This window comes from Chryseobacterium sp. WX (assembly GCF_029542485.1).
GTDB classification, from domain to species: Bacteria; Bacteroidota; Bacteroidia; order Flavobacteriales; family Weeksellaceae; genus Chryseobacterium; species Chryseobacterium cucumeris.
This window is the reverse complement of sequence record NZ_CP120710.1, coordinates 4,160,000-4,179,451: the sequence shown is the minus strand read 5'-3', so window position 1 is coordinate 4,179,451 and position 19,452 is coordinate 4,160,000. Positions and strand designations below refer to the sequence as shown.

Below are 19,452 nucleotides of genomic sequence, written 5' to 3'. Positions count from 1 at the left end.
TCTGTTTAAGGCGCAAGAAAATCGAAGATTTTCAACAAAGATTAGTTCTTATAGTATTAGGGATTATAAAATTTTATCGCAGATAAAATCTTTGCGCCTTACGACATAATCCATTAATAATCTTGTGCCTTTGCGTTTTCCAAAAGATTAGCAAAAACAAAAAATCCAGCCTTTCCGACTGGATTGTATTATTATTTCTTCAGATACAAATCAAAATAGTCTGTGATTTTCTGCATCAGATGAACCCTGTCTTTCCCGATCACATTATGCGGATGTCCCGGATAGGTAAAGTAATCCAGCTGAACTCCGTTATCAACAGCAGATTTGATGAATTTAATAGAATGCTGCCATACGACTACATCATCCTGAGCGCCATGGATCATCAGTAATTTTCCTTTCAGGTTCTGCACTTTATCAAGAAGATTAGCTGTTGCATAACCTTGTGGATTTTCCTGCGGAGTATCCATATATCTTTCTCCGTACATGATCTCATACATACTCCAGTCGATTACAGGTCCTCCTGCTACACCCACTTTGAATACATCCGGCTTACGAAGCATGAAACTTGTCGTCATAAATCCTCCGAAGCTCCATCCATGAATTCCCATTTTATCTCCATCTACATAAGGAAGAGATTTTAAGTAGTCTACTCCTTTCATCTGATCGTTCATTTCTGTAGTTCCCAGGTTTCTGAATACAGCCTGCTCAAACTTCATTCCACGGTTAGAAGAACCTCTTCCGTCCATTGTAAAGATAATGTATCCGTTCTGAGCCATATATTCATACCAAAGATTTCCTGAAGCCGGGAAGCTGTTGGTGATCAGCTGTAAGTGTGGTCCGTTATACAGATAAACAATGGTTGGATATTTTTTGTTCGGATCAAAGTTGGTTGGAAGGATAATCTTTCCATACAAAGGAGTTCCGTCATCTGCTTTTAAAGTTACGTTTTTAATTTCCGGTCTCTGATAATTTTTTAATGGATTTTCAGAAGTAAGGATATTCGTAGTTTTTAAATTAGCTGTATTGATAATGTTGGCAACTCTCGGTGAATTCGCATTGCTGTAAGCATCATACAGATAATTCCCATCGCCGCTCAAAGTTCCGATGTGCATTCCTTCTGCATTATCAAGCTTTTGCATTTTGAAGTTGGTCCAGTTGATTCTGTATAAATGTCTTTCCAAAGGAGTCTCTTTTGTTGATGTAAAGTAGATCTCCTTTTTCTTTTCATTGAATCCTAAAATATCAGTTACCAGCCAATCTCCTTTTGTAATCTGAGCTACCAGTCCTTTTTCAAGACTATAATGGAACAAATGATTATATCCTGTTCTCTGGCTCTGCCAGATAAAGTCTGTATTAGAGTTCGGGAAGAAAGTAAGTGGATGCTGTGGCTCAACGTATTTACTATCTGTTTCTTCAAATAAAGTTTTCACCAATTCTCCTGTCGCAGCATCATATTGATTCATTTTCATATGATTCTGACCTCTGTTCAGAACCCCTACAAAGATGTATTTTGAATCAGGACTCCAGGTAACAGCTGTTAGATATTGGTCTTTTTCACCCTCTACTTTTAAGAAAGTAGTAGATTGTGTTTTAATATTGAAAACACCTAATGTTACCTGATGAGAAGTCTGGCCAGCCATTGGGTATTTAATATTATGATTTACAGCCGGAGTTACAGACCAGTCAATGATCGGATAATCTGCTACCATGCTCTGATCCATCTTATAGAATGCTACACTCTCGGAATTAGGCGCAGGGAAAATTCCTGTATCAATACCGAATTCATTTCTATGAACTGCCTGACCACTGATTATATTTTCGTTGGCTTCGTTAGTTACAGCAATCGTTTTTCCGCTCTTGCTTACAAACAAATTATTCTTTACTGTGAAGGCAAAAGTCTGGTTATCACCAAACATTTTAACGTTGGCGGCATCCTGATCAATAGCAGCTGTGCTTTTTATTTTCCAATCGTTTCCGGATTTTTCAATCCAAGACATTTTGCCCTCTGTCGTAAAATATCCATTGGAATTCCCTGTAAATTTGATAGGGGGAACAGTTTTAAACCTATCATTGGAAAGATTTCTGTTCAATTGGCTCAATGAGATCAGAGTGTCCTGTTTGTTAGTCTTCAAATCTGTAATCAGATAGCCGCCTTTTACGGCCTGAATATAAGATTTTCCATCTGCAGCCCATGAAAACTGGGAGATATTTTTCACAGCAAGGTTGGTTCTCATTCCATTTACAGCCTCCGCCATGGTAAACTTCTGGGTCTGGGCAAATGCTGAACTGCCTAAAACCAGCATCAATAAAGAAAATTTATGTAATTTCATTGTATAAAATTGAATCCTCCAAAAATAAGAAATAAAAACCATTCGTTAAGAAATGTTAAATTAAAACATTCATAAAATGGAACTCATGCATTCAAAGGAATTATTTCTTAACTTAATAGTAGAATTTTTAAAAGGAACTTGGATAATGAATTGTGAACTGTCAATCCGCTATGCTTGTCAATTGGATGTTGGAATACATTCACCATTCACTTGCGGAGCAAAAATTGACGATTGACAAAAAAATCTCATTTCTTATCCTATATCAATGACTTGTATAGGTACGCTGTCCTAAATTTGCATCATTAATAACAAACAAAAAATACAAAATACAATGGCAACAAAATGGATTTTAGACCCTACGCATAGTGAAATTACTTTCAAAGTAAAACACATGATGATCTCTAACGTAAAAGGAAGCTTCAGAACTTTCACTGCTGAAATTGAATCTGAAGACGAATTCTTTGCAAATGCAAAAACTACTGCTACTATCCAGACAGATTCTGTATTCACTAACAATACAGACAGAGATAACCACTTAAAGTCTGCAGAGTTCTTCAATGCTGAAGTACACCCTACCATCACTTTTGAATCTCAGGCGTTAAATAACTCTATCGTTGGAAATCTTACCATCAATGGAATTACAAAACCTGTAAATCTTGATGTAGACTTTGGAGGAATCAATGTAGACCCATGGGGAAATACAAAAGCAGGTTTCTCTTTTGAAGGAAAAATCAGTAGAAAAGACTTCGGTTTAAACTGGAACGCCGCTCTTGAAGCAGGAGGTGTAATGGTAAGCGATGATGTAAAAGTAGCTGGTGAATTACAGTTTGTAAAACAGGCATAGTAAATTAATATATAGCATAAAAGGTTCGGGGATTTTTCTAAAAGCCTTGAACCTTTTATTTTTTTTATAATCTTCAATATTTATGAACCTCAGCGATCTCCAAAACATAAGTGACGGTTTTAAAAGTACACAAAGAATGCCTGTTTTATTTCTCGGACATGGTTCACCAATGAATGCCATTGAAGAGAATCAATTTGTACAGGGTTTCCGGAAAGCAGCCTCAGAAATTCCAAAACCTAATGCAATTCTTTGTATTTCTGCCCACTGGTATACAGACGGAACTTTTGTAACCGCAATGGATATGCCGAAAACCATTCATGATTTTTACGGTTTTCCCAAAGCCCTTTTTGATGTGCAGTATCCTGCTCCGGGAAATCCCGAACTGGCAAGAGAAACAGCAGAACTTCTTCTACCTGTAGATGTGGAAGAAGATCATAGCTGGGGACTAGATCATGGAGCATGGTCAGTTATCAAACATATGTATCCCGATGCTGATATTCCGGTGATACAGCTGAGTATTGATCATACAAAACCTCCGCAGTATCATTACGATCTTGCCAAAAGGCTGAACAAACTTCGTGAAAAAGGTATTCTTATTATCGGAAGTGGAAATATTGTTCATAACCTCCGCCTCATCGACTGGAAAAATATAAATACAGTGGGAGCCGGCTGGGACTGGGCAATAGAAGCCCGTGAAAAAACCAACAACTGGCTACTTGACGGTAACTTTCAGAATATTATTGATTATCAGAAACAAGGGACTTTCTTACAATACGCCGTTCCTACGCCTGATCATTATCTCCCTTTATTATATACTTTGGGTCTGAAAGATCAGTCTGAAAAGCTTAATTTATTCAATGATGAACTTATTGGTGGGTCATTGAGTATGACAAGTGTAAGAATCGGATAAATTCTTCTTTTGTTTATCACTAAAAGTTTAGTAATATTGTTTACCATGAAAACAGTATTACTATTTTTTTTACTCACCACTTCCCTTTTTTCCACACAAGTGGTAAAAGGAACTGTGGTGGATGATACCGGCCACAGGATCTCTGGGGCTAACATTTATCTTGACGGTACGAAAACAGGAGTCGTTTCAGAAGAAGACGGAAGTTTCACATTACATGTTTCTGCTCAGAAATATGGAAATCTTGTTTTTCAAAAAGAAGATTATGAAACCTTTACCATCGGATTACCGGATATCATCAACAAGACTTTAAAAGTGGTATTGACCAAAACCAATGCTATTGAAGAAATAAGACTGGTTCCCTACACTTCCGAAGCTTATCAGAACTATATCAATTATTTTCTGGACACTTTTATAGGTAATAATCGTGATGATGTGAAAATCAAAAATCAAAGATCTTTAAAGTTCTCCTACGACAAAAAGAATAAGATTCTGAAAGTAAAAGCCCCCAATACACTCATTATTGAAAATAAAAATCTTGGCTATGAAATCAATTATAATCTGATCGCCTTTTCTTCGGATTTCAATACTAAAATGATTAATTATTCCGGGACCAGTTTTTTTAAAGAGACAAAAAATACGGATAAGGTGAAATTAAACCGTATGAATGCTTACGAAGGCAGTCAGCTTCATTTTTTCAGAAGTATCTATGAGAATAAAATTACTGAGGCAGGTTTTATAGTGAATCAGGTGGTAAGAGTTACTAATCCAAAGTATCCCTCAGAAGAAGAATTAAATATTTTAAAAAATTATCTGGACCTCGTAACCCAACCTGATTTACATACGATTCCTGAAAATATCAGAGAAATTGCCCGTAGAAAAAATACTCAGAGCCCGTACATGCTGGCTATTGTAAAAACTAAAATCCCTGATTCAGATTATGTTAAAAGACAAGAAGGACATGTTTTTCTTGAATTTAAAGATATCCTGCAGGTCAACTATCCTAAGTTTTATTATGAACTTAAAGGAAAAGAATTTGTTAAAAGAACAGACAAAAGTATATTATCATCATTTCTGCATTCTGATGGAGAATCATTCGAAGTTTCAAAGGAAGGTAATATTACAATGCCTGATCAACTTATTAATGAAGGTGATTTCTCAAAAAATAAAATTGAAAATATGCTTCCTCTTGATTATCAATTAGGAGATTAGTATCAGGAACCGATTATTATATTAAAAATAAAAAGGAAATACCTCAGGTGAGATATTTCCTTTTCTTTTGATAAGGATATTATTTACTGTACAGCCTTCAGAACATTAATATTTCCATAGCCATAGCTTGAATTTACATTAGGATAATAGGTAGCTGCCTGTCTCATTTTATTGAGTACCTGATCTCTCGTCCATGATGGATTTTTAGCCCAAACCAACGCTGCAATTCCCGCTGTAGCTGCTGTAGCCACTGAAGAACCACCCACATAATCTGCCTGACCATTGTAATAGCTCAATACAGGAACAGTATTTCCTGAAGGTCTCTCCATCTGGAAAGTAAAATCAATCTGACTTCCCGAGTGGCACACATCACATTTCTGATTGGAAGTATTTTCTTTCACTCCCGTTATAGCCTGAGTTTCCGGCATGGATGCAGGGAAAATTACTCCGACAAAACTAGTGAAACTGGTAGAAGTACCTCCGGCACAGAAGATCAGTTTTCCTTTAGAATAAGCATATTTCACACCGTCTTCAATTTTCCCGACAGAGAAAACATGTCCCATTGACATAGAAATGATCTTCACATTCGTATTGTTACCCAATTCTGTGAAAGCGGTCTTTACAGCAGTCTGTTCACTGGAAGTTTCAAGAACAACATTTTCTGCAGCTCTGTAAGTGATCAGATTGGCATTATAAGCCACTCCTACAGGTAATCCTGCATTATTTCTCGGAGCGGCCATTACGGAAGCCATTTTCGTTCCGTGCCCGCATTGATCTCCTGATCCGTCAGAATTATATACTCCATATTTACTGATTGTTCTGCCTGAAGAAGCACCATTATTAAAACTTCCTCCCAACAGAGTCTGTTCAGGTGAAACACCTGTATCAATAAGTCCAATGGTTACGCCTGCTCCAGTACTATAGCCCCAGGCTTCAGGAATGCTGTGTTTAGTGAAAGCCCACGGTATTTTTGCACTTGGTGTCGTTGAAGTATAGTCTGCTGTACTTAGTGTAGATGATGAAAATCCGCATCCTGATGAACCACTTCCTGAAGATTTTGCAGCTGCATTATATTGAGCTTCAAATTCAAAATAATGATAATCTGCAGGTTCTACATATCGGATGTTTTTCATTTGGCGAAGTGCGGAAACAGTTTCCTCATTTTCAATCACAACGTCCATCTGATTAAGATACTGATCTGAAAGAAGAAGGAAATTTCTTTCGTCTTTTCCTTCATATTTTTTGATCACAGAAAGAACTTCTTTTTCGATATCATTGCTGTTTGGAGATTTACTTCTGTCGAAATCATCTTTAGAAGTTCCAAAACCGATAGAAACCATTTTATTTCCGCGGAAAATAGCACTCCATACAAAATGATCGGATTCATTCTTCCAATTGAAAGTACCGTCCGTTTTAATCGCCTGATTGATCCTTTCGTTGATTTGTTTTGCAGTCAACGGATCTTTCTGGGACATTTCGGTTTTTACATTTTCGTTCTGAAGATCTTCTCTGGTGCACGAGTTTAAGGCAAAAAATATTGCCAGTAGGAATACAGTTTTTTTCATATGTTATAATTTTGGTTGAGACCACAATATAACACTTTAACGGGAATTAAAAATTGAAAAAAAATGAATTTAGCATTACATGAATATTAAATTACAATACTTTCTCGTAGCACACACTTTGCTCTATTCCAACGTATTGACCATAATTAGGTATTTTGTAAAAACCACTTTTTTCATACACCGAGATGGCACTCTTAAGATCCCTTGAAGTTTCCAATACAGCTTTTGTAAAGTTCAATTCTGTTGCCCAGCTTTGAAGTTCTTTCACAATAGCGGAACCTAATCCTTTTTTTCTGAAATCAGGATGGGTAAACATTCTTTTTATTTCTATGGTATCTTCTGAAAATGGTTTGAATGCTCCGCAGGCTGCTGGAATATCATCTATATAGGCTACGATACAGTTTTTGATAGTATCTATTGTATTGAACTGAGCAAAGAAGTCATCATTTTCTCCATTATGTTCGGCTAAAGCGGCATCAAGGGATTTTACCAGTGTTTGAAAATCTTTATGGCTGGAATCTGTTCTGTATATGTGCATTTTTTATTTGATTAAAAGATGAATGTGCATAAAATCAAACCTTATAGGTTTTTGAAACCTATAAGGTTTAAACCCGGCATTATTGATTAGAAAAACGAAAAGCTCCCTTTCGGAAGCCTTTGTTTTTATGGAGCCGGTGGAGGTGGATTTTGAAAATTATAATGTTTATTCAATTTATCTTTAACCCTTTTATCTAAAGCTTCTGCATAACTAGTTCCAAGTTCTATTGAATCTTTCATTAAGTTTGGCATATTTTCAATCATTTTCTGACCTGCTGGAGTTTTATAAAACTTAATGAGTTCATCAACATCTGCATCAGTAAAATACTTTTTATAGACAGGAATATACAACGCGAAAATTTTATCAGTAGACATGTCTTTTTTAAACTCATCCCAAAAATTATCCGGTAAATCTTTATACATATTATTATAATGGTCCATAAACTGTTGAAAACCTGCCGACAACATCCGATCTGATCTTGTTAAAGTGATCAGTTCTCTCAATTTTGCTTCATTTGACTGAGAAAAAGTATTTATCCCAATCAGAAAGAAGCACAAAATAATACCTTTCTTCATCTTCTATTTTACATCAACAATAAACTTTCTCTCATTGATCAATTCTGCAATGGCCAGCATATCTTTACCGATCAGTCTGTCATCTTCAAGCTTGGCAACTTTAGAACGAAGAATTGCAAAGTTTTCTTCAATTACTTTAGAGCATTTCGCAGGTCTCCTGAATTCAAGTCCCTGAGCGGCAAACATCAGCTCAACAGACAGAATATTCACAAGATTTCCCAGAACCTGATTGAATTTTCTTCCTGAAATACTTCCCATAGAAACATGGTCTTCCTGTCCTAAACTTGTAGGAATAGAGTCTGCCGACGCCGGGAAGCATAATGTTTTATTCTCTGTAACCAAGGCAGCTGAAGTGTACTGAGGGATCATAAATCCGGAATTTAAACCTGAGCTTTCCGTTAATAATCTTGGAAGTCCATATTTTCCTTCTAATAATAAGTAGCTTCTTCTGTCTGAAATATTCCCTAGTTCTGCAGCTGCTAATGTAGCATAATCTAAAGGCAATGCCATTAGCTGTCCGTGGAAGTTTCCACCTGAAATAGATTCTTCAGCGCTTAGGACAATCGGGTTATCTGTTACAGAGTTCAATTCTGTTTCAGCCATTCCTTTAAGGTGCTCAAAAGCATTTCTGCTGGCTCCATGAACCTGCGGTACACATCTCATGGAATAAGGATCCTGAACTCTCTCACAATCTTCATGAGCTTTCATATTTTCTGATCCCTTTAAGAACTTAAGCATTCTTGCCGCAACTTTTTTACTGCCTTCAAAAGGTCTGATCTCGTGAAGTTCTTTTTTAAATGGGCTTGCTGAACCTCTGTATGCTTCAAGACTCATTGCAGCTGTCATATCAGCAAGATCTAATAAGTATTCAAATTTTTCAAGTCCTTTGATCGCATGAGCAAGGATAAACTGCGTACCATTGATTAATCCTAATCCTTCTTTTGGACCTAAAGCTAATGGTTCAAGGTCATGTTTTTTTAAAACCTCAATGGTATCAGAAACCTGATTCCCTTCCCAAACCTGTCCTAAACCAAGTAAAGGCAGTACAAGATGTGCTAATGGAGCAAGGTCTCCTGAAGCTCCTACAGATCCTTGTTCAGGAACTACCGGAATGATATCTTTCTCAAGCATCAGAATCATTCTTTCAATAACTTCCAGGGAAACTCCTGAAAATCCTTTCGAAAGAGCATGTACTTTGGCAATCATCATAATCTTGGAAAGCTCTTTATCAATTGGCTTCCCTACGCCCACCGCATGAGAAATGATAAGGTTATATTGTAACTGAGCGGTTTCATCCGCTGAAATTTTAGTATCACACAATGGTCCGAATCCTGTATTGATTCCATATACGCATCTGTCTGACTCTACTATTTTCTGTACGTTTTTCTGAGATTTTAAAATTTGTTCTTTTGCCGCTTTGTTTAGCTTGGCTTTATTAGGTTTTTTACATATTTCCAGAACATCATGGAAAGTAAAAACATCTACTCCGTATATCATTTCTAAAAAATTTCCTTAAAATTACGCATTTAACAATAATTGGAAAAGCTAAATTTCAATCTTCTATATTTTTATAAAACAAGCGAAATAATTTACTACTTTTAGCCCCGAAAATTAAAAACAATAATACATGAGACTGAAAACTCTACTTCTTGCTGTATGTGTAGCAAGCACGACAGCTTTCGCGCAGAAAGTAAAATATTCTAAAGAGGATATCAAAAAAATGGAAACTTACCTTTTTAATGAAGGTTTTAATACGCCATCACCTAAGAAAACATCTACCATTATCTTAAAAGACGGAACTACCTACAAAGGTTTCTGTAATAAGATTGAAACCAAAAAAGGACAGATCTACGAAGTTGCTATCAAAGACAGTATCACCAAAAAGAATACTACTTTCAATGCTGATCAGATCAATGAGATGTATGTGTATCCGAGTAATGCAGAGAAGATTGCAAAAGTGGCAAAATACATGGGGAATATCAGAAACTTCGGAACTAAGAAGTTGACGAAAAACACCAATAATGACAGAATTTATTTTATAAATCAGACTGTGTCCCTAAAGAACAAAAAAGATGATAAGGAATTTCTGATGCAGGTTATCAATCCAGGTTTTGATGATATTATTTCAGTATACCACGATCCCAGGGCGAAAGAAACAACAGGTTTTTCTGTAATGGGATCTCCACAGCTTGGAGGCGGTGTTATCAAATCTTACTATGTAAAAAAGGGCAACAAGGTAATGTGGCTGCATAAAGATGATTTTGAAGACAATTATGATTTTCTTTTTGGAGATAATCAGGATTTCATGAAAAAATATCCTAAGAACTCTGTGGAATGGGATTATTTCAGCTTTCTTGTAAGTGAATATACTGCAATGACCAACGGATAAAATATTTTGAACCCTAAAATAAAACCTGTAGAACCATCTGCAGGTTTTTCTTTTTTAGATAGCGAAAGTTTCCTTAATTTTGTTATATGAATCCTTCTTTAGAACTACAGCTCAAAACCTTACCATCCGAACCCGGCGTTTATCGTTATTATGATAAAAACGAACAGCTTTTGTATGTGGGAAAAGCTAAAAATCTGAAAAAGAGGGTACTCTCCTATTTCAACAAAAACCTCTCAGGATACAGGATCAAAATAATGGTCAGTAAAATCCAGCGATTGGAAACGACAATTGTAAACAGCGAGTATGATGCACTTTTATTGGAAAATAATCTGATTAAAGAGTACCAGCCGTTTTATAATGTTATGCTGAAGGATGATAAGACTTATCCCTGGATCTGCATCAAAAATGAAGATTTTCCAAGAATTTTTCTGACCAGAAATATGATTAAAGACGGATCTGAATATTACGGTCCGTATGCCAAAGTACGTCCTGCAAAGATATTGTTGGATACTATAAAACACATTTATAAGCTTAGAACCTGTAATCTTAATCTTTCTCCCTCCAAAATTGCGGAAGGCAAATATAAAGTCTGCCTGGAATACCATATCAAAAACTGCGAAGGGCCCTGTGAAGATCTTGAAAGCAAGGAAGATTATGACGAAAAAATAGATGCTATCCGCGGAATTATCAAAGGAGATTTCCGTAAAGCAAAAGATTATCTGGTGAATCAGATGATGAAGCTTGCTTCCAACCTGAAGTTTGAAGAAGCTCAGATCATTAAGGAAAGACTGGATATTCTCGAAGATTATCAGGCTAAAAACACAGTCGTAAATCCTAATATTGATGATGTAGATGTTTTCGGAATGACCAGTGATGAGACCGCTGCTTATGTCAATTTCTTTAAGATAAGAAACGGAAATATTATCCAGAGTTTTACTACTGAGATTAAAAAGATTCTTGAAGAAACTGATGAAGATATTATGGAAGAAGCTTTGATAGAGATCCGTCAAAAGTTTTCTTCAGATTCTAAGGAAGTTCTTTTACCGTTTCATTTGTCTGTAGAAATCCCAAATGTAAAACTGATTGTTCCCAAGGTAGGAGATAAAAAAAGAATTGTAGAGCTTTCTGAAAAGAATGCTAAAGAATACCGTCTTGAAAAGCTTAAGCAGGTTCAGATTGTAGATCCTGAAAGGCATACCAACAGAATTATGGCCGAAATGCAGAAACTGCTGAGAATGCCTGTAGAACCAAGACATATTGAAGGTTTTGATAACTCCAACATTCAGGGAACGAATCCTGTGTCTGCATGTGTTGTTTTCAAAGATGGAAAACCGAGTAAAGCAGATTACCGAATTTTTCATCCTAAAACGGTAGAAGGGCCAAACGACTTTGCAACGATGGAAGAGGTCATCTACCGCCGTTACAAAAGAATGCTTGATGAAGGAGAAAGCCTTCCTCAATTAATTCTGATTGATGGTGGAAAAGGACAACTTTCTTCTGCTGTTAAAAGCCTGAGGTTATTAGGACTTTATGGAAAAATTACCATTGTAGGGATAGCCAAGAGGCTGGAAGAAATATTCTTCCCGGAAGATCCTATTCCTTTATATCTCGATAAAAAATCTGAAACGTTGAAAATCCTTCAGCGTGTCCGTGATGAGGCCCACCGATTTGGGGTAAAACATCACAGAACAAGAAGAAAAAATTCTACTATAAAATCCGAACTGGAAGAAATTTCTGGTGTAGGAGAAAAAACTATTGAATTACTCCTGTCTAAACTGAAGTCTGTAAAACGTATCAAAGAAGCTAATCTGGAAACCCTGGAAGAAATTCTGGGTAAGAGTAAAGCCAAGGTAATTTGGGAATTTTTTAATGCCAATTAATGTTCTGACATCGCGCAGTGGTTAAGTTTCCATAAATAAAAGGTCGTTTATTGGTAAAATTTCATCAGAATCATCATTTTATCAAAATGAGACAAAAACCAAAATTCCTTTTAATACAAAATAAACACTACAACAAAATACACGAATAAATAAATATTTTACTAAAAAATACTATTATATGTATTTTTTTCATAAATTAGAGTTATCAACTAATAACAATAATGTTATGAAATTTTACTCATTTTTATAAATACTTCCACCATCTTTTTACATTATGTATGATTAGATTACCTTCTATATTTATAAGATAGTATTAAAAAAAGTGAAAAACACATCAACATATATATTACAAAAGGCTCTTTTTCAAGAGCCTTTTGTACTTATATTTTATTAATTACTTTGCTGTAAAAACTTCTTTGGAGTATCTTCCATCCGTCTGTGGAATATCTATCACAATATTTCCGTTTTCAAAATATCCGATGGTAGTATTTCCATCAGACATTTTTACAAGGAAGACAGAGTTCTTTGAAGTTGCTTTGAAAACAGCAAAAGGTACAGAGCTACCAGACTTGGCTAAAATAAACTGGCTAGGATCAATCTGTATCTTCTGAAGATCCAGTTTCCCGTTCGAATAATTACTCGCCTCCGGAGTTGTTGTAGAGACTACAGATACCACAGAGTCAGGAGATGTATGCTGAGTACTATTATTAGATGCAGGTAATAACGCAACGGGATTGGAAGCCGGTACTTTTATCAAAGCCTGCTTCAATGCTTCATCAAGTCCTTCTTCAAATTCTTTAATATTTGAACTCCCTTTAGATTCAAGTATCAAATTGTTATTACAATCTTTAAATTGTAATATCAGTTTATTTTTAAATATACTTTTATCATTGAGAACATCTGCCATAACCACATTACAATAATTGGTTTTAGCTTCAGATGGCCAGTTATCTTTAATGATAGGAAGAATTATATATTTTCTTTCTGTCAGAGCTTTAACAAAAGAGTTTTTTAATCCGTAATCTCCGTTGAAAGTCTGAAATTTTTCGGGAACTGCAACATATTTATAATCTGAAACCTTTTGTGCGAAAGCTATTGTTGAACAAACAGCCATAGCCAATATTGATAACTTTTTCATTTTTATAATTTTAATCGTTTCTAAATGCTCCCATATCCAGTTTTAATGAGAAGAAATTGGAATAGAAATTAGATCCGCCAATCCCTGAATTCGTAATTGCATAATCCAGTGTAAGGCCTCTATATCTGATCCCAAGACCTGCACTCGGCTGGAAAGAAACTTTTCTCTTAAGGTCTTCTATATCTGTAATAGACTGGAATCTGTTGATCCCCAATCTCACAAAAATCATTTTCTGATATCCCAGTTCAGCTCCCGCATACGGACTGATACTGGCAAAATCTGTTGAAATTAATGATGCTGTTTTAGCAAAATCAACATTAATACCTGCTTCCGGTAATACATACACACTGCTATTGATTTCGAATAATTTGCTGGCACCTACATTTAGCTTAGGCATTGTAAGTTCAAGTTTATCCTTAGGAGCTGGGTTAAATTCTTCCCCGTTTACAACAGTAGAAAGTTCTTTCTGATTAATCGTCCAGAAGTTTACCGTAGTCGTAATATCTCTCACCATTCCTCCGAATTTCCATCCGTTATCTGCCTTATAAATTGCTCCCACATCGAAACCAAAACCATAACCATTTGCAAATTTACCTACATTTCTATAAACAATTTTAGCATTCACCCCCACATCTAATTTTGGATTTCCTCCAGGTCTGAAAGCGTAAGAAAGAATAGCAGCATAATCGGATTGGGAAAACTTGGTAATTTTATCATAATCGATATTCCCTTCAGAATCGATCATTTGGGTAGTATTTAAAATATTGTCTACTCCAAGCCTTACTACCGAAACGCCAAAAACACCTTCTTCAAGTACTTTTGCATAGGCCAGATAGTCATATTTTGCGATGGATTCAAAGTATTCTGCGTGCATTGCTGCCCCTTGCCAATCTCTTTCAACAGACATTAGACCTGCAGGGTTCCACATTGGGGAATATACGTCATCCTGGTTGGTAATTACTGCTCCTCCCATAGCAAGTCCTCTTGCTCCGGCACCGATATTTAAGAATTCATTGGAATATTTCCTGATAATCTGAGATTGAGAAAGCCCAAACAGCAGTGAAAATGCAAGTAAAAAATATTTTTTCATCATATAAATTTGATGCTTAGTTTAAGTTTTTAGTTTTTCTGGCTTTTATTAATCCATTTGCAATGATTGCCAGTATCATAACACCCGAAGCGACATAAAATATAGGGCTCATATGTTCTGATTCCCCAAAGATAAAAAAAGCTAGTATAATTCCGTAAACAGGTTCTAAATTAACTGTTAAAATTAAAGTAAAAGGTGATATATATTTCATTAAATTCACCGATTCCAGCATTGGAAAAGCAGTGAAAACACTGGCTAACAAGCATATTAACGCCAGATCCCTGTAGTTTATTTCATTCATTTGAAAAATTTGCCCTGAAAACAAATAAATTAACATTAAAATAAACCAACCACAGAAGATTTCATAAAAAATAATGTTCCCCGAACTTGTTTTCCCAAACATTTTACCATTAAAAACAGAAAAAACAGTTCCGAATATGGCACACAGAATTCCATAAATAATACCTTCTTTAAAATGAAATTCTGTTTTAAAGATCAATAGTATACAGGCCACAATAACAGTTCCCATGATCACTTCGGATACATCAATTTTCCTTTTGAAAATAATAGGCTCCAGAATTGAGGCAAAAAGAGTAGATAAAGAAAGACAACTTAGCGCAATAGAAACATTGGAAACTTTAATAGAATAAAAAAAGCAATACCAATGGAGTGCCATGGCAAAACCTATTGCTGCCAGCTGAAAAAATATTTTTCTGGAAACCTTTATGCTCTCCTTTTTAAAAATCCTGATAAATACATACAAAAAAATAGAGGCAAACAACATTCTGTAAAAAACCAGAATCTGTGCATTGGCCTGAATCAATTTTCCCAGAATTGCAGTGAACCCCCATAAAAAAACTATTAAATGCAATCTAAAAAGTGCCAATTTATGCATAACCTATCCTCTTTTTATTTTAACCCTGCAAATTTACAAATCACAAACCCAAATATTGATAAAAAGACGGCTTTAATCTAAAAAAAGTTAACAAAATTTAAAATAAAGGTTAAACCATAAAAAAACCCTGAAAATTTATTAAACTTTCAGGGCCTTCAAATAATAAACTATTAAAAAAATAAACTAGGAACAGAGTAATTTTCAGAGGTTATCACCCTCCATTACTCTTATGTAAAGTTAGAAAAAATATAAATTATTTGAAAATATTTTTTAGTTAAAAATTTCACAAATTACTAAAAACCAAATAATTAAACATCTGTTTTACTTCCAATTCGTATTCCTCATAAAAATAGTATCTTTAAGCGTAAAAAATTGAAAATTTTATGGACATCGAATTCAATAAACGAGAAGATCAGAACAGATTAAAATTATCTGAAATTAATCGCTTACTCACTGAAATTAAAAAAGGCGGTGGTGAGAAGAGGCTTCAAAAGCTTCGTGATGAAGGAAAAATGACAGCAAGAGAAAGAATAGATTATCTTCTCGATAAAAATTCAGATTCCATAGAAGTAGGAGCATTTGCAGGATACGAGATGTATCAGGAGCATGGAGGATGTCCTAGTGGAGGTGTTGTAGTAGTTATTGGCTACGTTTCCGGAAGACAGTGTATTATAGTTGCTAATGATGCCTCTGTAAAAGCTGGTGCATGGTTTCCTATCACAGGAAAGAAAAACCTGAGAGCTCAGGAAATTGCTATGGAAAACAAACTTCCTATTATTTATCTGGTAGACTCTGCAGGTGTTTACCTTCCTATGCAGGATGAGATCTTCCCGGATAAAGAACATTTTGGACGAATTTTCAGAAATAATGCTAAAATGAGTTCTATGGGAATCATCCAGATCTCTGCCGTTATGGGGAGTTGTGTAGCTGGAGGAGCTTATCTTCCCATTATGAGTGACGAGGCGATGATTGTGGATAAAACAGGTTCTATTTTCCTTGCCGGAAGCTATCTTGTAAAAGCAGCTATCGGAGAAAGTATTGATAACGAAACATTAGGTGGAGCTACCACTCATTGCTCTATTTCAGGAGTAACAGATTATAAAGCGAAAGATGATAAAGATGCTTTGAATAGAATCAAAAATATCATGAAATCTATTGGAAGTAGTGAAAAAGCAGGCTTTGACAGAATAGAAAGCTTTCCACCAAAAGAAAACCCGGAAAATATTTTCGGAATTATGCCGGTTTCAAGAGCTGAACAATATGATACTTATGAAATTATCAAGTGTATTGTGGATAACTCCGAATATGAAGAATATAAACCAGACTACGGTAAAAGTATTATCTGTGCAACGGCAAGAGTTGATGGCTGGTCTGTAGGAATTGTAGCCAATCAGCGAAAGCTCGTTAAAAGTGGGAAAGGAGAAATGCAGTTTGGAGGAGTAATCTACTCTGATTCTGCTGATAAAGCGACCCGATTTATTGCCAATTGTAATCAAAGAAAGATACCTTTAATTTTCTTACAGGATGTTACAGGATTTATGGTAGGCTCCAAATCAGAACATGGAGGAATTATCAAAGACGGAGCTAAAATGGTAAATGCAGTTTCCAATTCTGTTGTTCCTAAGTTCACGATTATTACGGGTAACTCTTATGGGGCGGGTAATTATGCAATGTGTGGAAAAGCTTATGATCCAAGATTAATTGTTGCATGGCCTTGGGCTGACTTAGCGGTAATGGGAGGAGCACAAGCTGCAAAAGTACTGGCTCAGATTCAGGAATCAACATTGAAAAAACAAGGAAAAGAAATTTCGGAAGAAGAACACAATGAAATTCTGAATACCATTTCTAAGAAATATCAGAAACAAACAGAATCTACTTACGCAGCTGCAAGATTATGGACAGATGCCATTATCAATCCTGCAGATACCAGAAAATGGATTTCTATGGGAATTGAAGCAGCTAATCATGCCCCTATCACTGAGAAATTCAACTTAGGTGTAATACAAGTCTGATATCAATTTATAATAAAAAAGGGCTATCTCAGGATTTTGAGATAGCCCTTTTTTATTTATACTTTTAAAATGGGAAGTATTTTACTTACCATATTCTTCTTTACAAAATTCAATGGGCCCACCAAGTTTCATACAGCATTGATACTTAGTCATACAAATTCCATTTGGCCAGCCTGGAGGATAGCACATTCCAAATGCAGGATCATCAGGACATGTAGGTCCTCCACTTCCTTGTAATGATTTTAAACTCTCTCTTGAAATCTTCATTAGATTTTTCATAGTTATTTTAGTTTTAATTGTGTCCTACTCTATTTAAGCTTTTCGGATAACGCTTCTCTAAAATACTATTTATTCTACACATAGTGAAATTTAAATAAAAATTTTAATAATTAATCATTACTTAGTAGCTATTGCTGATTACTTAATGGTGATGTTATAGATTGTGCTTGGTTAAGTATCAAGAAAAAAACTGTCACATTGGAAGGGATCTTTTATGGATAATATAAATTGTTAATAAAGACACGTTACAACCCTAGATTTACCAGATAAAAAAGCATATCTCAAATAAAAAATAGTAAAAAAATAAAATTCATGAACGATAACCTATAATCAATATTTTATCTTTTCAATATTACCATTAACAGAATATTATACGCTAAAACTCGGATTAAACGACAAAATAAATTTATTAACAATTGTAAATCAACATTTTACATGTATTATTTATCATAAAGTATCATATTTTTTTTTAATATTGCAGGAGTAAGCAAATGATGAACAAAATGAAACAATTAAGTAAAGGGTTACCCGTGGCCGCCAGTGTTTTTTGTTTTTCTACTCAGTACAAATCAAATAAACGCTCAAAAAATACAGAAAGATTCAGCAAAGAATAAGGAAATCGATGAAGTTGTATCAACTGTTCTTAAGCTGGAAAATCCATTCAGCGAAGCTGGAGTTTTTTTGATAATGCCAAGAAGAATAGCTACCCTTCAAAAGATAATCTGAATTATCAAAATCAGAAGAATGCACTTGACCAGATGAAGCAGGATCCTGAATTTGGGACCAGTGAAAGTGACATACAAGGTCGTATTTGGCGGGATAAGAAATAAATTCCCCTTCACTAGAGGTTCTTGTCGTATTAAGGGTCTAAGTCGCCATATCTCACAATCTTCATACTTTTAGGCTCTTGGATCCTTATACGACGATAATGTCTTAGTTCAGTGATGAATGGACTAAAATGTGATTAGTGAATGAACAATGATAATGGATAGGTAATCAGTGTCAAGAAATTAGGGTTACGAGTTATTGAAATTAACTTAACAGTTGCAAGTGTAAGGATGCACGTTTATTCCAATTATTTCATTCCTCAGGAATCCAGACTTATTTATTAGAGGTTTAAAGGATGCAAGATGACAGGATAATGTCTACGTTTTTAGCAGTTAGTATTAGCATTGTCATGCTGAGCGGAGTCGAAGCATTTTAATAAAGAAAACCTTATTTAGACTTCTTGGTAGTAACAGCCTGGGAAGAATAAACAGTATTGAAGGTAAAGCCCCATCCTCGGATAAAGAATCGAAAACAGAGGGATGGAGGCAGGAAGCCTGAAGCTGGAGGAAGAAGAATAGCGGATAGATGAGATGGGCTACTTACTACCAACATCTATTATCTATTATCCACTTCTCATTACCTATTACTCATTACTTGTATTTCTGTTTGGATTTTGTGTTAGTTAGTTTGGGGAGTATGTTGAATGGGTTTAGTGTTGGTGTAGGTGTAGGTATATAACAAAAAAACCTTTATCGTAAAGATAAAGGTTTTTAAAAATAAAATAAAAACTGGCGGCGGCCTACTCTCCCGCGTTAGCAGTACCATCGGCGCTGGTGGGCTTAACTTCTGTGTTCGGAATGGGAACAGGTGAGCCCCACCGCTAAAACCACCCTAAAGAAGGTATATAAGATATCAGAGGATAGATTTCAGATTTCAGACTTCAAGGTCTGGTATCTGATGTCTTATATCTGACATCTGTTTTAAGCGATAAAAACTTTCACAAAGACAAAACCTTCACTGCGCATAAAGC

At 35.3% G+C, this 19,452-nt stretch carries 15 protein-coding genes and 1 rRNA gene; 6 read left to right on the top strand and 10 right to left on the bottom strand.

Features of this window, described 5'->3' with window-relative positions; all coding sequences use genetic code 11:
• Positions 1–191: 191 nt before the first annotated feature.
• Positions 192–2,330: a DPP IV N-terminal domain-containing protein gene (locus tag PZ898_RS18905; protein ID WP_123280035.1), complete on the bottom strand. Its 2,139-nt coding sequence runs from the start codon at positions 2,328–2,330 to the stop codon at positions 192–194.
• A gap of 331 nt (positions 2,331–2,661) precedes the next feature.
• Between PZ898_RS18905 and PZ898_RS18900 the strand changes: the two genes are divergently transcribed.
• The 3 genes from PZ898_RS18900 to PZ898_RS18890 all read left to right on the top strand — a co-directional run bounded on the left by PZ898_RS18900 (position 2,662) and on the right by PZ898_RS18890 (position 5,293).
• Positions 2,662–3,174 (top strand): YceI family protein, encoded by a 513-nt coding sequence (locus PZ898_RS18900; RefSeq protein ID WP_062675631.1) that lies wholly within the window; start codon positions 2,662–2,664, stop codon positions 3,172–3,174.
• An 82-nt stretch (positions 3,175–3,256) separates the two neighbouring features.
• Positions 3,257–4,084 (top strand): 4,5-DOPA dioxygenase extradiol, encoded by an 828-nt coding sequence (ygiD, locus tag PZ898_RS18895; RefSeq protein WP_277693958.1) that lies wholly within the window; start codon positions 3,257–3,259, stop codon positions 4,082–4,084.
• Positions 4,085–4,129: 45 nt separating this feature from the next.
• The gene (locus tag PZ898_RS18890; protein WP_277693957.1) at positions 4,130–5,293 is read left to right on the top strand and encodes a carboxypeptidase-like regulatory domain-containing protein; all 1,164 of its coding nucleotides are present in this window, start codon (positions 4,130–4,132) and stop codon (positions 5,291–5,293) included.
• A gap of 83 nt (positions 5,294–5,376) precedes the next feature.
• Here the strand turns inward: PZ898_RS18890 and PZ898_RS18885 are convergent, their stop codons facing one another.
• The 4 genes from PZ898_RS18885 to hutH all read right to left on the bottom strand — a co-directional run bounded on the left by PZ898_RS18885 (position 5,377) and on the right by hutH (position 9,468).
• A complete protein-coding gene (locus PZ898_RS18885) occupies positions 5,377–6,858 on the bottom strand; it encodes a S8 family serine peptidase (protein WP_277693956.1) in 1,482 nt (493 codons plus the stop codon).
• A gap of 91 nt (positions 6,859–6,949) precedes the next feature.
• Complete coding sequence (locus PZ898_RS18880) at positions 6,950–7,396, bottom strand: GNAT family N-acetyltransferase (RefSeq protein ID WP_277693955.1); 447 nt, start codon at positions 7,394–7,396, stop codon at positions 6,950–6,952.
• A gap of 125 nt (positions 7,397–7,521) precedes the next feature.
• Positions 7,522–7,971, bottom strand: coding sequence for a DUF2059 domain-containing protein (locus PZ898_RS18875; RefSeq protein ID WP_277693954.1), 450 nt, complete (start codon positions 7,969–7,971; stop codon positions 7,522–7,524).
• A 3-nt stretch (positions 7,972–7,974) separates the two neighbouring features.
• Positions 7,975–9,468, bottom strand: coding sequence for a histidine ammonia-lyase (gene hutH / locus PZ898_RS18870; protein WP_277693953.1), 1,494 nt, complete (start codon positions 9,466–9,468; stop codon positions 7,975–7,977).
• Between the two features lie 130 nt (positions 9,469–9,598).
• Between hutH and PZ898_RS18865 the strand changes: the two genes are divergently transcribed.
• Positions 9,599–10,360, top strand: a complete 762-nt coding sequence (locus PZ898_RS18865; protein WP_117753117.1) for a hypothetical protein — start codon at positions 9,599–9,601, stop codon at positions 10,358–10,360.
• An 86-nt stretch (positions 10,361–10,446) separates the two neighbouring features.
• Positions 10,447–12,240 carry an excinuclease ABC subunit UvrC gene (gene uvrC / locus PZ898_RS18860; protein WP_062675637.1) on the top strand — a complete coding sequence of 598 codons (1,794 nt, stop codon included), beginning with the start codon at positions 10,447–10,449 and terminating at the stop codon, positions 12,238–12,240.
• A gap of 394 nt (positions 12,241–12,634) precedes the next feature.
• On the opposite strand, the gene PZ898_RS18855 is transcribed toward uvrC, so the two are convergent.
• The 3 genes from PZ898_RS18855 to PZ898_RS18845 are packed head-to-tail and all read right to left on the bottom strand — an operon-like array spanning position 12,635 to position 15,363.
• Complete coding sequence (locus PZ898_RS18855) at positions 12,635–13,378, bottom strand: hypothetical protein (protein WP_277693952.1); 744 nt, start codon at positions 13,376–13,378, stop codon at positions 12,635–12,637.
• A gap of 10 nt (positions 13,379–13,388) precedes the next feature.
• Complete coding sequence (locus PZ898_RS18850) at positions 13,389–14,471, bottom strand: PorV/PorQ family protein (protein WP_034693290.1); 1,083 nt, start codon at positions 14,469–14,471, stop codon at positions 13,389–13,391.
• A 13-nt stretch (positions 14,472–14,484) separates the two neighbouring features.
• Positions 14,485–15,363, bottom strand: a complete 879-nt coding sequence (locus PZ898_RS18845) for an EamA family transporter (RefSeq protein ID WP_062675639.1) — start codon at positions 15,361–15,363, stop codon at positions 14,485–14,487.
• Between the two features lie 383 nt (positions 15,364–15,746).
• On the opposite strand from PZ898_RS18845, the gene PZ898_RS18840 reads away from it, so the two are divergent.
• Positions 15,747–17,375 (top strand): carboxyl transferase domain-containing protein, encoded by a 1,629-nt coding sequence (locus PZ898_RS18840; protein ID WP_062675640.1) that lies wholly within the window; start codon positions 15,747–15,749, stop codon positions 17,373–17,375.
• Positions 17,376–17,456: 81 nt separating this feature from the next.
• Here the strand turns inward: PZ898_RS18840 and PZ898_RS18835 are convergent, their stop codons facing one another.
• Together PZ898_RS18835 and rrf are read right to left on the bottom strand one after the other, a co-directional pair.
• Positions 17,457–17,654 carry a hypothetical protein gene (locus PZ898_RS18835; RefSeq protein ID WP_062675641.1) on the bottom strand — a complete coding sequence of 66 codons (198 nt, stop codon included), beginning with the start codon at positions 17,652–17,654 and terminating at the stop codon, positions 17,457–17,459.
• Between the two features lie 1,554 nt (positions 17,655–19,208).
• Positions 19,209–19,316 (bottom strand): 5S ribosomal RNA (rrf, locus tag PZ898_RS18830).
• Positions 19,317–19,452 lie beyond the last annotated feature (136 nt).